At 38.5% G+C, this 13,934-nt stretch carries 11 protein-coding genes; 5 read left to right on the top strand and 6 right to left on the bottom strand.

Features of this window, described 5'->3' with window-relative positions; all coding sequences use genetic code 11:
- Positions 1-11: 11 nt before the first annotated feature.
- Both ACFIJK_RS04165 and secA read right to left on the bottom strand, forming a co-directional pair.
- Complete coding sequence (locus ACFIJK_RS04165; RefSeq protein WP_026500203.1) at positions 12-503, bottom strand: Fur family transcriptional regulator; 492 nt, start codon at positions 501-503, stop codon at positions 12-14.
- Positions 442-3,159, bottom strand: a complete 2,718-nt coding sequence (secA, locus tag ACFIJK_RS04170) for a preprotein translocase subunit SecA (protein WP_375626732.1) — start codon at positions 3,157-3,159, stop codon at positions 442-444. Before secA ends, ACFIJK_RS04165 begins: the two co-directional genes overlap by 62 nt.
- A 435-nt stretch (positions 3,160-3,594) precedes the next feature.
- On the opposite strand from secA, the gene ACFIJK_RS04175 reads away from it, so the two are divergent.
- The 3 genes from ACFIJK_RS04175 to mutT all read left to right on the top strand — a co-directional run bounded on the left by ACFIJK_RS04175 (position 3,595) and on the right by mutT (position 6,456).
- Positions 3,595-4,548 (top strand): peptidylprolyl isomerase, encoded by a 954-nt coding sequence (locus tag ACFIJK_RS04175; RefSeq protein WP_375626734.1) that lies wholly within the window; start codon positions 3,595-3,597, stop codon positions 4,546-4,548.
- Between the two features lie 131 nt (positions 4,549-4,679).
- On the top strand, positions 4,680-5,912 hold the full coding sequence (argJ, locus tag ACFIJK_RS04180; protein WP_375626736.1) for a bifunctional glutamate N-acetyltransferase/amino-acid acetyltransferase ArgJ: 1,233 nt from the start codon (positions 4,680-4,682) through the stop codon (positions 5,910-5,912).
- A gap of 130 nt (positions 5,913-6,042) precedes the next feature.
- Positions 6,043-6,456 carry an 8-oxo-dGTP diphosphatase MutT gene (gene mutT / locus ACFIJK_RS04185; RefSeq protein WP_375626738.1) on the top strand — a complete coding sequence of 138 codons (414 nt, stop codon included), beginning with the start codon at positions 6,043-6,045 and terminating at the stop codon, positions 6,454-6,456.
- 846 nt (positions 6,457-7,302) lie between these two features.
- On the opposite strand, the gene ACFIJK_RS04190 is transcribed toward mutT, so the two are convergent.
- The 4 genes from ACFIJK_RS04190 to ACFIJK_RS04205 form a co-directional block, all read right to left on the bottom strand.
- A complete protein-coding gene (locus ACFIJK_RS04190) occupies positions 7,303-8,166 on the bottom strand; it encodes an NlpC/P60 family protein (RefSeq protein WP_375626740.1) in 864 nt (287 codons plus the stop codon).
- Between the two features lie 157 nt (positions 8,167-8,323).
- Positions 8,324-9,697 (bottom strand): M17 family metallopeptidase, encoded by a 1,374-nt coding sequence (locus ACFIJK_RS04195; protein ID WP_375626742.1) that lies wholly within the window; start codon positions 9,695-9,697, stop codon positions 8,324-8,326.
- A gap of 13 nt (positions 9,698-9,710) precedes the next feature.
- On the bottom strand, positions 9,711-10,709 hold the full coding sequence (gene coaA / locus ACFIJK_RS04200; RefSeq protein ID WP_375625617.1) for a type I pantothenate kinase: 999 nt from the start codon (positions 10,707-10,709) through the stop codon (positions 9,711-9,713).
- A gap of 122 nt (positions 10,710-10,831) precedes the next feature.
- Positions 10,832-11,821: an asparaginase gene (locus tag ACFIJK_RS04205; protein ID WP_375626744.1), complete on the bottom strand. Its 990-nt coding sequence runs from the start codon at positions 11,819-11,821 to the stop codon at positions 10,832-10,834.
- Between the two features lie 220 nt (positions 11,822-12,041).
- Here ACFIJK_RS04205 and hslV point away from each other — a divergent pair, with 220 nt between their 5' ends.
- Together hslV and hslU are read left to right on the top strand one after the other, a co-directional pair.
- Complete coding sequence (gene hslV / locus ACFIJK_RS04210; RefSeq protein ID WP_012754621.1) at positions 12,042-12,623, top strand: ATP-dependent protease subunit HslV; 582 nt, start codon at positions 12,042-12,044, stop codon at positions 12,621-12,623.
- Positions 12,624-13,934 carry an ATP-dependent protease ATPase subunit HslU gene (gene hslU / locus ACFIJK_RS04215; RefSeq protein ID WP_375626746.1) on the top strand — a complete coding sequence of 437 codons (1,311 nt, stop codon included), beginning with the start codon at positions 12,624-12,626 and terminating at the stop codon, positions 13,932-13,934.

Below are 13,934 nucleotides of genomic sequence, written 5' to 3' on the forward strand. Positions count from 1 at the left end.
TAATCACTTTTTTAAGAGTTTTTTTTTCCGTAAAGTTCAAGGCGGTGATGAATAATATCATAGCCAAGGGACTTTGCAATTTCCTCTTGCAGCTTTTCAATAACATCAGAATGAAACTCGATAACTTGTCCTGTTTCTATATCAATGAGATGATCATGATGTTGCCCATCTGCTTGCTCAAAACGAGATGGACCACCACTAAAGCTATGGCGATGAATTGTTCCATTTCCTTCTAATGTTTTCATGGTTCGATAAACAGTTGAGAGTGAAATACTCGAATCTATTTTGTTTGCACGCTGAAAAATCTCAAATGCATTGGGATGGTCATTTGTATCAGTCAAAATATCAAGAATAACTCGTCGTTGACGTGTTACTCTTAAACCAGCTGTGCGCAATTCTTGCTCATAATTTCGCTTTTTATTCATTTTCATAGTTTGCTTTTCAAACAAAGGCTCCATGACAGTGTTTGTATTTTTTCTCTGAACCGCAAGGACAACGCTCATTACGTCCAACTTTTCCCCATGTGGTTACATCGTTAGGGTCACGATCTTGTGGATTAACAAATCTATTTTCTTGTGATCGTGCCCATAAGGTGGGAGCATTTTCTTGACTTTGATCATTAAAAACAGAAGAAGCAGCATCAGTTTGCTCAGGCATGGTCGGTTCTGTAGGTTGTTGAATGATTTCAAAGCGCATAAGCTTAGAAGTGACAATTCTGCGCAAATTTCTCAACATACTTTGAAAGAGTTCAAAAGATTCTGTCTTATATTCATTGAGCGGATCCCGCTGCGCATAACCACGAAAACCAACAACAGAACGCAAATGGTCTAAACTCACCAGATGTTCACGCCATAACGTGTCAATAGTTTCGAGCAATACTGCCTTGTGAAAATAAGCCATAACTTCTGGAGAATAGCGTTCAGTACGTTCATTTTCAAGTTTTGTAACAGCATCTGATACACGCTCTAAAATCTGCTCCTCGGCAATTCCATCTTCTTTTGCCCATTCTCTTACTGGAAGCTCAAGATTAAAGAGTTGTTGAAGTTCTTCTTCGAGAGTTTTTACATCCCATTTTTCAGAATATGTCCCTGATGGAATATAAGCCTCTACGAGATCCTCTACGACTTCATTGCGCATTTCAAGGATCATTTCTGATAAATCATCTGCGTTCATGATCTCCATACGCTGTTCAAAAATAACCTTGCGTTGATCATTCATGACATCATCATATTTTAGCAGATTTTTACGAATTTCAAAGTTTCGTGCTTCGACCTTTTTTTGTGCTTTTTCAAGGGCTTTATTAATCCATGGATGGATAATAGCTTCATTTTCTTTCAATCCAAGTTTTTGCAGCATACCATCCATACGATTGGAGCCAAAGATACGCATAAGATCATCTTGAAGAGAGAGAAAGAATTTTGAGCGACCTGGATCGCCTTGGCGACCAGAACGTCCACGAAGCTGGTTATCAATACGACGGCTTTCATGACGTTCCGTCGCAATGACGTAAAGACCACCAGCAGCTAAAGCTTTGTCTTTAAGCTTCTGAACATCTTTTTTTATTTCTTCGATTTTAGCTGTCCGCTCTGGACCTTCGGGGATATCCTGTAACTCTTGTCGGATGCGCATTTCAACATTACCACCAAGCTGTATATCCGTACCGCGTCCTGCCATGTTGGTTGCGATGGTGAGAGCTCTAGGAACTCCTGCTTGCGCAATGATGTACGCTTCTTGTTCGTGATAGCGAGCATTTAAGACTCTAAAATCGGTAATGCCTTCTTTTCGCAAACGCTCTGCCAATTGTTCTGACTTTTCAATAGAGGTTGTTCCAACAAGAATAGGCTGTTCTTTTTCGTGTGCTTGACGGATATCACGCACAATTGCCCGATATTTCTCTTCTGCTGTTCGATAAATTTCATCATCTTCATCAATACGTTGTATTGGCAAATTTGTAGGGACTTCAACAACGTCAAGACCATAAATATTTCTGAATTCTTCGGCTTCTGTTGTTGCAGTTCCAGTCATTCCAGATAATTTCCTATACATACGGAAGTAATTTTGGAAAGTGATGGAAGCAAGTGTCTGGTTTTCTGGTTGAATAGCAACATGCTCCTTAGCTTCTAACGCTTGATGAAGTCCTTCAGAATAACGCCGCCCAGGCATCATTCGCCCTGTAAATTCGTCAATAATAACGATTTCATCATTGCGAACAATGTAATCTTTATCGCGAGCAAACAGTTTATGAGCTTTTAGAGCATTATTGACATGATGAACGATAGCGACATTTTCTATGTCATAAAGACTTTCACCTTTAAGATGTCCAGCTTGTTCGAGCATTTTTTCAATTTTTTCAGTACCAACTTCGGTAAAAGTCGTTGTTTTTTGTTTTTCGTCTATTTCATAGTCTTCTGGAGTTAAGGCAGGAATAAATGTATCAATAAGGTTATAGAAGTCAGTACGATCTTCTAGAGGACCAGAAATAATAAGGGGTGTACGGGCTTCATCGATAAGAATCGAATCAACTTCATCAACAATCGCGTAATGATGTCCACGTTGGACCATTTGACTACGATCGAAGGCCATATTATCACGCAAATAATCAAAACCTAGTTCATTATTTGTAGCATAGGTGATGTCGCATGCATAGGCCTCTCGGCGGGCATCACTATCAAGATCATGAAGAATCACGCCTGTTGTAAGCCCTAGAAAACTAAAAATTTTCCCCATTGTTTCAGCATCACGACTGGCGAGATAATCATTTACTGTCACAACATGAACGCCTTTACCTTCCAATGCATTGAGATAAATTGGTAAAGTTGCCATTAATGTTTTACCTTCACCAGTACGCATTTCAGCTATGCCACAGTCGTGAAGGACCATTCCACCAATAAGTTGCACGTCAAAAGGACGCATGTCATAAACACGTTTTGCGGCTTCACGAACAGTTGCGAAAGCTTCTGGTAAGAGCAAATCAACACTTTCACCTTCACTAAGACGTTTACGAAAGGCATCTGTTTTTTGGCAAAGCTGCTCATCACTTAATTTTACAAATTGTTCTTCCAAAGCATTAATTTGTGCAACTTTTTGGCGGAGTGCTTTGAGACGTCGCTCATGAGCTGAACCAAAAAACTTACGGGCAAAAACACCTAAACTGACCATCTCTGGCCCTTTCTTTTAATTGTTGTCACTCTTGTTGGGTAATTCATACGCTTTCCCCATACTCTACATTTTCTTCAAGTTATCTGATATTATTAGAGACATCATGAAATGCAGATGGTACCATTATACTTGTTGGTGTGCAATTTTTCACTTTAATTGTAAAGTAGAGATAAGAGGCTAAGCGCTCTATGTCAACTTTAGGTACGCTATTTAACTGATACAATACAAAGTAATTTAAGATACAATATGTCATTTTTCTCTATTATCATGTTTTTCATCTGCATTAGATAGGATTGGAGCAACTGAGATAAAAGGACAATTTTATACTTTTTTAAAATAAAATTACTAATTTATTTCTCTATGTTTAAAGGTTAAAGTGTTATGGTAAAGAAAATTGGAATCTTGAACCTGCCTTCATTTTTAAGGAGTATATTTATGAAATTTAACTTTATCACGCTTTTTTTAGCATCAGCTTTATTGGCAAGTACAAGTTTAGGGGTGAGAGCCCAAGAAGGTTTGAATTCATCGTCGAATGATTTAAAGACTTTGGAGAAAGCTTCTGAAAAAGCCGTTTCTCCTTCTCATGTTATGGCGGTTATCGATGGGAAAAATATTACAGCAGGCCAATTGGATGATTTAGCGCTTGAAATAAATCCTAATTTAGCACGTTTTCCTGATGAACAACGCCGTATGATGGTTCTAAAAGCTTATTTAGATATGCAGGCACTTGCAAAAGCAGCAAGAAGCAAAGGTCTTGATAAGACAGAAGCTTACGATAAACGTATGTCAGTCATGCGTGACAATGTTCTTCAACAGCTTTATTTTAAACAGGCGATTGTTGACAAAATCTCGGATACTGATTTGGAAGCTCTTTATAAGCAAGAAGTCGCTGCTTTACCTAAAGAAGATGAGGTTAAAGCGCGTCATATTTTGGTCAAAACAAGAAAAGAAGCAGAATCTATCATTAAGCATTTAAATAAAGGCGAAAATTTTGAAGAGATTGCAAAGAAAAGTTCAACAGATGGTTCTGCTGCTGTTGGAGGTGATCTTGGTTATTTTAGCCATGGTCAAATGGTCAAGCCTTTTGAAGATGCTGCATTTGGTTTAAAAATTGGCGAATACACTAAACAACCCGTTGAAAGTCCTTTTGGTTGGCATATTATTAAATTAGAAGATCGTCGTTTGAAACAACCTCCTGCATTTGATGATGTTAAAGAGATGTTGCGGACACAGCTGATAAAAAAGCGCTATCAAGAACTGATTGTTGATTTGCGTAGCAAGATAGATGTGAAATACCCTGATCCTAATGTTACAAAAATCATGGAATCGCTTCATCAAAATGGAACGCTACTTCCCGATGAGACATCAGATGAAGAAGATACGGAATAGCTAGGAAAAATAAGTGGATAGCCTCTTTAATAGATAATTTGCTAGGTTAGTTTTGTTCAAAAAGCCTAGCAGTTTTCTATGAGGGGTTATTGATCTGCAATTATTTCATTTATTTTTACAGAAAGCATATTGTGGTTTTGAAAATTTCTCCTTTGTCGCCTCAAAAGATCCAGGAGCTTTCTCCCTTATCTGGGGTACGGATAGCAACAGCTGAAGCTGGGATTAAATATAAAGATCGTACAGATCTTCTTTTCATCATATTCGATAAGCCAGTGAGTGTGGCCGGTGTTTTTACCCGTTCAAAATGTCCATCTGCCCCTGTAGAGCATTGTCGTGCATCGCTTCCTCATGGGGTTGCGAGGGGTGTTGTTGTGAATTCTGGAAATGCAAATGCTTTTACAGGAAGCAAAGGAAAGCGCACAACCGATGAAATCATCTGTGCAGCAGCGAACGCTTTAAAGGTTAGAGGAGATGAAATTTTTATAGCTTCTACGGGTGTTATTGGTGAGCCAATGGATGCATCGGGTATTGTCAATCTTTTACCAAGTATGGCAGAGACAGCAGAAGAGGGGAATTGGTTGGAAGCTGCAAAAGCCATAATGACAACGGACACATTTCCAAAACTTGCGACGCGCACTTTTGACTGTGGGGGAGAGAGTGTTACCATTAATGGAATTGCAAAAGGTGCTGGTATGATTGCACCTGATATGGCGACAATGCTGTCATTTGTGGTTAGTGATGCGACTATTTCTTCGGATGCACTCCAATCCATGTTATCAGAGGCAGTTGAGGGTTCTTTCAATTCAATTACTGTTGATAGCGATACCTCAACTTCAGATACGCTTATGTTGTTTGCGACAGGAAAAGAACATTTTCCATGTCTTACAAGTAAATCTGATCCGCGTTATGGAGTTTTTGTGAAACAATTGAGTGCACTTCTGCATGAACTTGCACTACAAGTTGTTTGTGATGGCGAAGGTGCTCGTCATTTAATTGAGGTTAATGTGATGGGCGCTACAACAAACAATGCAGCTAAAACTATTGCTTTATCAATTGCAAATTCACCGCTCGTAAAAACGGCTATTGCCGGTGAAGATGCGAATTGGGGGCGGGTCGTTATGGCAGTTGGGAAGGCCGGTGTTGAAGTCGATCGTGATCTATTGACGATTTGGTTTGGTGAGCATCGTGTGGCCGTGAATGGCGTACGAGATCCTGAGTATTGTGAAGAGACAATAGGTGCTTATATGCAAGGTAAACACATCACAATTCGTGTTGATATCGGTTTGGGTAAGAGCACAGCGACGGTTTGGTCTTGCGATTTAACAAAAGAGTACGTTATGATCAATAGCGATTACAGAAGTTAATGGATGCACTCTCTATATTTAACTGCCTATTATTATTTTTTAAAAGAGAATGAGATATGTGCGTTCTTTTTGAGGTAAGGGAATATACTAGAAAGAGACAGTTATCTTTATATTCTCATTGGAGAGTGGTATGTATATAAAAAGTCCCCTTCTTCTTGTTGTTGCATGTGCACTGTTAGATCAAGATAATCGTGTTTTGCTTACCAAGCGTCCTGAAGGAAAATCGCTGGCTGGTTTATGGGAGTTTCCTGGTGGAAAGGTTGAGCAAGGTGAAACTCCAGAAATTTCATTGATTCGTGAACTAGAAGAAGAGCTCGGTGTGTATGTTCAGGCAAATAATTTACACCCTTTAACGTTTGCGAGCCATAGCTATAAAACATTTCACCTCTTGATGCCGTTGTATCTTTGTTATCATTATGAGGGAGTTGCGCAAGGACGAGAGGGGCAAAATTTAGAATGGGTTTTTGTTAATGATCTTGATAAATACCCTATGCCTGATGCTGATAAACCATTGGTTCAGGTATTGAAAAATCATCTTCTTTAATGTGTTATAAGAAGGAAATATTGTTTAAATATAATTCAATATATTGATTTAAATTGATAATTTATAATTTTTATGTTGAATGGGAAAGTCCAGAGTCGTAATTTTTTTCATTTCAAATCTGTTTTATGTTAAATTAATCAAAATCATTCTTTTGCACGTTCCAAGTGAGGAGGGTCATGTGGATAAAATTATTTAAGAAAGAAATAAAATACGTGCTGAAAGAACTCTCCAATAGCCAAGGGTTATCGCAACATTGAGAATTGGCAAAGTATATAATGATGCTTTTTCACGCGGATCATTGTGAGATGGGTTTGGGTGCACTGAGAGGTATAAGGGGTACTTATTTCATGAGATATCGATAATAGGAAAAATTTCAAAAAATGTTGCTTTTGATTAAGAGGGGGGCATTCTTTAGGTAATGTAGAACGGCATTGTGTTGTATATTCACGAGCTTGTTTAAAAGAGGCATCTCGCAATGCTCCAAAGCCCGTTTCGTGTCGCACTAGTGAATGGTATAACGTTAAAGCCCCCATGGAAATAATGTAAAATCTATTGAGCACCACTATCCTTACGCTTATGAAAGAGTAAGCTGGTCCCAATGTTATTATGATAGCTTTTGGCATTTGAGAGCATTCAGAAGGGATATTCTTACTTATACATCAATGTCGCTTGTGATGAACAAGCAAGCGATTTTGATTGATTCAACATAAAAACCGATTTGAAATGAGAGAATTTTTACGATATTTGGAATTCTTGACACAGAATGAATGATGGATAATTATCCTTATAAATCAATTTATTATATAACAAAAACATCCAATTAATTATTTTTATAGGAGGCATGTATTAAGTTTCTTGCATTGGACGACGTTTTGCGATGGGATATTGATTTTTTTTAGCGATACGCGTAATTGCCTCTTCCAGTGGCTCGATCATAACGTCCATGGAAAAACCATTTGCATGAATAATATTTTCATGATCAACCATAATAGCAACATGATCTTTCCAAAAAATTAAATCGCCTCGTTGAAGTTTATCAGTATCTGTAAGAGGACTGCCTATAGTTTCTTGCTGCATATCGGTGTCACGTAAAACTATTTGATCGGTCATCATCATAGAGAGTTGAATGAGTCCCGAACAATCAATTCCAAAACCGCTGACACCACCCCAAAGATAAGGTGTACGGATAAAGGTTTCTGCAACTGTGACATAATCTTCGTATACACGTCCAATGGGGCTGAGATGGCTTGTAATGATTGCTGTTCCATTTTCAAGAATAGAATACATTGTGTCACGGACTTCAATTTCATCAACAACACTGACTTTGCTTCCCATAGATAATGGGGACACTATTGGTCCACGTAAGTCAGCGTGTAAATATTTAAATGTACGTGGTACTGAAACTATATGCGTTTGTTTTATAGTTGATGTACAAAGGGCTGTTGTATCAATATAACCAACATAACCATCTTTGAGGGATTGTCCCCACGACATCGTTTCCCCTTGTTCAAAAATGAGAAGTTCTTCTCCCAATAAGCATTCTGTTTGTCTTTCACTTTTTTTACTATTTTCTTTAAAAAGTCCAGCGACCGCTGTATTAACACGTTTTTTTTCACCTTGAACAAAGCGCTGGGCTGTAATTTCTGTTTCAAGACGTTGATCTGCTAGATCATTTCTGAATGCATAAAGTCTTGGGTCTTTAGAGATCATCTTTTTGCTTCCATTTTGTTACTTCTTACTTTTAAACAAACTCATGAAAACTCTATTGGTAAGGTTTTTATCCTCAAACAAAACTAAGAACACAGTTTAAGACGATTGCAATTATTCTTTAAGATGCAAAATTGTCTATCTTTGTGGATATTGTGTGTCAAACTTCATTTTTAAATATATTATAAAGGGCACGAATAGTTTGTGCTGATCCACCAATAGGGTATCCTGGTTTTTCTTTTGGAACCCATCCATAAAGGTCAAAATGCGCAAAATGTTCAGCTTTTTCAACAAAAGAATTAAGAAATAAAGCAGCCGTTATAGAGCCAGCAAAGCTATTTCCAGTTACATTGTTAAGATCAGCAATTGGTGATGATAACATCTCTTGATAAGGTTTCCAAAGGGGCATTTGCCAAAGAGGATCAAAAACAGCGTGAGCAGATTCAGAAATTTGTTGTGCCCATATTGAATCATTACAATAAAATGCGGGAAGATCTGGTCCTAATGCTATACGCGCTGCCCCTGTTAAAGTAGCCATACACAGCATGAATTGTGGACTTTCTTCATCACCATAGGCGAGCGTATCGGCAAGGACAAGTCGTCCTTCAGCATCTGTATTACCTACTTCAACACTTAAGCCTTTACGACTTTTTAGAATATCACCTGGTCGGTAAGCATTCGCAGAAATTGCATTTTCTACAGCTGGAATCAAAACACGTAGACGGAAAGGCAATTTGGCATCCATGATAAGTTTAGCCAATCCCAAAACGTTTGCTCCACCCCCCATGTCTTTTTTCATAAGCAACATGTTATTGGCTGATTTAATATCGAGCCCTCCCGTATCAAAAGTTACCCCTTTTCCTACCAACGTTATTTTAGGATGATGTTCTTGCCCCCAGTGTAACTCAATCAGTCGCGGTGCAGTACTGCCTGCTCGTCCTACGGCATGAATCATCGGAAAGTTATGGGTTAAGAGATCATCTCCACAAATACTTTGGATATGAGCACCGTAGATTTTTCCTAGTTTTCGTACTTCTTTTTCGAGAGCATCAGGGGTCATATCATTGGCTGGAATATTGATGAGATCACGGACGAAAAAGACAGCTTCATAAATTCGTTGGAGTTCATTAAGATCAACGGCCTCATTGACATGGATAGACAATGATTTGAAAGAGGAATTTTGATGATAGCGATTAAATTGATAGCTACCGAATGCTAATCCAAGATAGGCATTTATTTCATCAGAGGTTGTACCTTCTAAATGCCATTGACCAGCAGGAAGTTTTTGAGCAAGCAGTCCTGTGATAAAGGGATCGTTCCCATTGCCAATTCCAAATAAAACTTTTTTTAAATGCCCCGTTTCATGAGGAACAAAGAGTATTTGTCCTGCTTTACCAGTAAAGTCATTAACTTTTATCCATGCTGTTGTTGACGCATCAAGTGATAAGTTGGCAAGAGTTCTTTGGTTTACCAAGATGATAGGGCAACTGTTATCAATACGCGTTGAGGTAAAATGAATGTGATAGTGCTGCATAGTTATGAGATCCTTATAGTCGTCTAAGTGCGACATACTCGACCAAATGATTTTTTCCTTTTCGTAGAATGAGATTGGATCGTGGTCGTGTTGGCAATATATTTTCTTGTAAATTTTTTAAATTAATTGTTTGCCAAAGATCCTCAGCGATTTTTGAGGCTTCTTTTTCACTGAGCTGGGCATAACGATGAAAATAGGATTCAGGATTTTGAAAAGCTGTTTTACGCAAACGTTTAAAGCGTTCCAAATACCAGTGACGAATGACTTCTGTTTCGGCATCGACATAGATTGAAAAATCAAAAAAATCTGATACGAAAGGAATAGCTTTCCCATCTTTAGGAAGATCACTGACCTGTAATACATTAATACCTTCAACAATTAAAATATCAGGACGATCAATGGTAATTGTCTGATTTTCTAGAACATCATAGGTCATATGTGAGTAAAGCGGGGCACGAACATTTCCGATACCTGCTTTTATAGCCGAAAGAAAGCACAGCAATTTCTTAATGTCATAGGAATCAGGAAATCCTTTACGATTCATACGATTTTTTTGCTGTAAGATTGCATTAGGATAGAGAAAACCATCCGTTGTGATCAGATCAACTTTAATGCTAGATGCCCATCGTTTCAACAGTTCTTGAATAATGCGAGCCGTGGTTGATTTTCCTACTGCTACAGAACCAGCAATTCCAATAATAAAGGGCGTTTTTCTACTCTCTTCTTGATGGAGAAACTGCTGACGTTTGTGAAAAAGTTCCTGTACTGCTTCAACATGGCATGCTAACAGACGCGATAAAGAAAGATAAATGCGTTGGACTTCTTTAAGATCGATAGGATCATCAATAGAGCGCAAACGCTTAATTTCATCAAAAGTCAAAGTAAGAGGTGTGTCTGCGCGAAACTCTGACCATTCTTGTGCAGTAAAAACACGATAGGGTGAATATCGGTCAGAAACGCATTTGACCAGATTATCTTCCTGATTAATTTTTTGTATAGTCGTATCAATCATTTGTATTGGACGAGAATTTTTTGCCGCAGCAATCGATTAAAAGTGGACAAGATGAGCGGCTTGATTTTCAAATAAATTTTGTTTTGCATGCTCTCTTCTTTAAGATAATAGATCATTTTTCATTAACTTATAGTCCAGTCATTCCAGTTTGCACGGATTTGTGCTAATGAGTGCCCTTGCGATAAAAACGCCCATAAAAGTAGACGCGCCTTTACGGCTGATAAATAACCAGACATGAGAGCACCAGAAGCAATCATATCGATTTCTGAGCCTTTATAGCCATAAGTTATACGAGTTGTTGAGCCATTACAACAACGACTAGCAATAATGATTGGTATTTTTTGTGCATATTGTTGCACAAGGTCGGCTTCTTGAAAACTACAGTGTCCTGCACCAAAACCAGCAATAACAACTCCAGCATAATACCCACTTTCAAGGCATAGTTTCATTAATTGTGCATCAGATGATAAAGAGGAATAGAGGAGTGCAATTTGATGATCGTGGTTTTGGGGGAGATCAAACGTTGTCGGAAAAAGTTTTTGATCATTGAAATAAATAAGTTTTCCCTCTAAAATAGTTCCTAAAATACCTACAAGACCTGATTGAAATGTTTCGACTTTGACGGTATGGCTTTTATAAAGCCAATAAGGTGAATGAATTGTATCATTTATGACAACAAGAACGCCCCTGTTACGACTTTGTGGAGCTGCTGCGACACGAGTGGCTGCTAAAATATTGGCCGGGCCGTCCGCACCTGCTTCATGAGGCATGCGCATAGCGCCGGTTATGATGAGTGGTTCAGCTTCCTTCCAATAAAGAGAAAGAAAAAAAGCTGTTTCTTCCAGAGTATCAGTCCCTTGTGTTAAAACAATACCTTCTGCACCAGCGTTTATTTGTTGTTTTGCCCACTCGATTATTTCAAAAAGAATTTGAAACGATAAAGATCCACTTGGTATTTGCATTAATGTTTGTGCATGAATATCAGCAACGTTATTTAAATCAGGAACACTTTTTATGAGGTTATCTGAAGTTAAAGTCGGTTGCATGTGACCAAAACGATCAGCAGTCATTGCAATTGTTCCACCTAAGGTCCCTATGGCTATTTTTTTCATAATTTTCCTCTAAAAGGCACAAACTGTTTATATAAAGCTATTTAGCAGTAATTTACATTGACAACAATGATATCATTTTTCCATTTTCAACAAATTGAGTTATGCTGAATCATTGTGTTTTGTTGTATATGTTCTTAAATAGGACAATAGTAGTTGAGTTTTACATTGTATGAAAAGAAATCAATATTAAAAAGTAAAGTTAATATTAAGGAGTCTCCTTATGACAGAACATAAGCCAGACATAATGTATGGTACAACAATTATTACGGTACGAAAAGGTGGAAAAGTCGTGATGGCCGGTGATGGTCAGGTCTCTCTTGGGCAGACAATTATGAAAGGTAATGCACGTAAAGTGCGTCGTCTTGGAAAGAACGGAGTGGTTATTGCTGGTTTTGCTGGTGCTACGGCAGATGCTTTCACATTACTGGAAAGATTGGAAACAAAGCTTGAACAATATCCTGATCAGCTTATGCGTGCCTGTGTAGAACTTGCAAAAGATTGGCGAACAGATCGCTATTTGCGTCGTCTCGAAGCAATGATGCTCGTGGCTGATAAGAAAGTAACTTTGGCTCTAACAGGGCTTGGTGATGTATTAGAACCAGAGGATGGGGTTATGGCAATTGGCTCTGGAGGAAATTTTGCTCTTTCAGCAGCGCGTGCACTCATGGATTTGGATTTGGATGCAGAAACTATTGCTCGTAAAGCTATGGCTATTGCCGCTAAAATTTGTGTTTACACCAATGATCATTTTACGATTGAAACATTGGATGCAGAATTATCTTCTTTAGAGAAAGCTATTTAAATGTGTGTTGTATTTTCCCCTCGTGAGACTGTTTCTGAACTTGATCGTTTTATTATTGGCCAAAATGATGCCAAACGCTCTGTAGCTATTGCACTGCGCAATCGGTGGCGTAGGCAACAGCTTGAGGAGCCGATGCGTGAAGAAGTTATGCCAAAAAATATTTTAATGATAGGGCCAACAGGTGTTGGTAAAACTGGTATTGCACGTCGATTAGCAAAACTTTCTGGAGCACCCTTCGTTAAAGTAGAAGCGACTAAATTTACTGAAGTTGGTTATGTGGGACGTGATGTTGAGCAAATTATTCGCGATCTTGTTGAAATTGCCATTTCTCTTGTGCGTGAAAAGAAACGGGATGAAATAAAAGAAAAGGCTCACGTGAATGCTGAAGAGCGCGTTTTAGACGCCCTTGTTGGTAAAACAGCCAGTCCCGCTACCCGTGATAGTTTTCGCAAAAAATTGCGTGAAGGTGAATTGGATGAGAAAGAGATTGAAATTGAAGTCGCTGATAATAATAGCAATAATGCTTCAACCTTTGATATTCCTGGTATGCCTGGGGCACAAATGGGTATTATGAATTTATCAGATATTTTGGGCAAAATGGGCAGTCGTACAAAAATCCGTAAGACGACAGTAAGGGATGCTTTTAAGCCGCTCATTGATGATGAATCTGAAAAACTCCTTGATCAGGATCAAATTATTCAAGAAGCGCTTCGTGTTGCTGAAAATGACGGGATTGTTTTTATTGACGAGATTGATAAAATTGCAACTAGGGATGGTGGAGCTAGTGCTGCGGTTTCGCGTGAGGGCGTTCAACGTGATCTTTTGCCTTTGGTTGAAGGAACAACGGTTAGTACAAAATATGGGCAAATCAAAACAGATCATATTCTTTTTATTGCCTCAGGTGCATTTCATGTTTCTAAGCCATCTGATTTATTACCGGAACTTCAAGGACGTTTGCCCATCCGTGTGGAGCTCAACCCTTTAACAAGAGAAGATTTACGGCGCATTCTAACGGAACCAGAAGCTAGTTTGATTAAACAATATATTGCTCTTATGGCAACAGAAGAGGTTCATTTGGAAATTACCGATGATGCAATTGATGCTTTAGCAGATATTGCTGTAGATTTAAATGCAAGGATTGAAAATATAGGGGCACGTCGTTTGCAAACAGTGATGGAGCGCGTTTTGGATGAAATTTCTTTCACGGCACCTGATAAAGCTGGAACATCGTTTACAATTGATGCCGCTTATGTGAGAAAATCTATTGGCGAGCTTGCTGCTGATATCGATCTTTCACGTTTTATTCTTTAG

The organism is Bartonella sp. PS17NMGDW (assembly GCF_042193555.1).
In the GTDB taxonomy this organism is placed as follows: domain Bacteria; phylum Pseudomonadota; class Alphaproteobacteria; order Rhizobiales; family Rhizobiaceae; genus Bartonella; species Bartonella grahamii.

Bases quoted from the DNA above. Each gene is read 5' to 3' on its own strand.
- ACFIJK_RS04165 (WP_026500203.1), bottom strand. From the start codon at position 503: ATGAGCGTTGTCCTTGCGGTTCAGAGAAAAAATACAAACACTGTCATG.
- secA (WP_375626732.1), bottom strand. From the start codon at position 3,159: ATGGTCAGTTTAGGTGTTTTTGCCCGTAAGTTTTTTGGTTCAGCTCAT.
- ACFIJK_RS04175 (WP_375626734.1), top strand. From the start codon at position 3,595: ATGAAATTTAACTTTATCACGCTTTTTTTAGCATCAGCTTTATTGGCA.
- mutT (WP_375626738.1), top strand. From the start codon at position 6,043: ATGTATATAAAAAGTCCCCTTCTTCTTGTTGTTGCATGTGCACTGTTA.
- ACFIJK_RS04190 (WP_375626740.1), bottom strand. From the start codon at position 8,166: ATGATCTCTAAAGACCCAAGACTTTATGCATTCAGAAATGATCTAGCA.
- ACFIJK_RS04195 (WP_375626742.1), bottom strand. From the start codon at position 9,697: ATGCAGCACTATCACATTCATTTTACCTCAACGCGTATTGATAACAGT.
- coaA (WP_375625617.1), bottom strand. From the start codon at position 10,709: ATGATTGATACGACTATACAAAAAATTAATCAGGAAGATAATCTGGTC.
- ACFIJK_RS04205 (WP_375626744.1), bottom strand. From the start codon at position 11,821: ATGAAAAAAATAGCCATAGGGACCTTAGGTGGAACAATTGCAATGACT.
- hslV (WP_012754621.1), top strand. From the start codon at position 12,042: ATGACAGAACATAAGCCAGACATAATGTATGGTACAACAATTATTACG.
- hslU (WP_375626746.1), top strand. From the start codon at position 12,624: ATGTGTGTTGTATTTTCCCCTCGTGAGACTGTTTCTGAACTTGATCGT.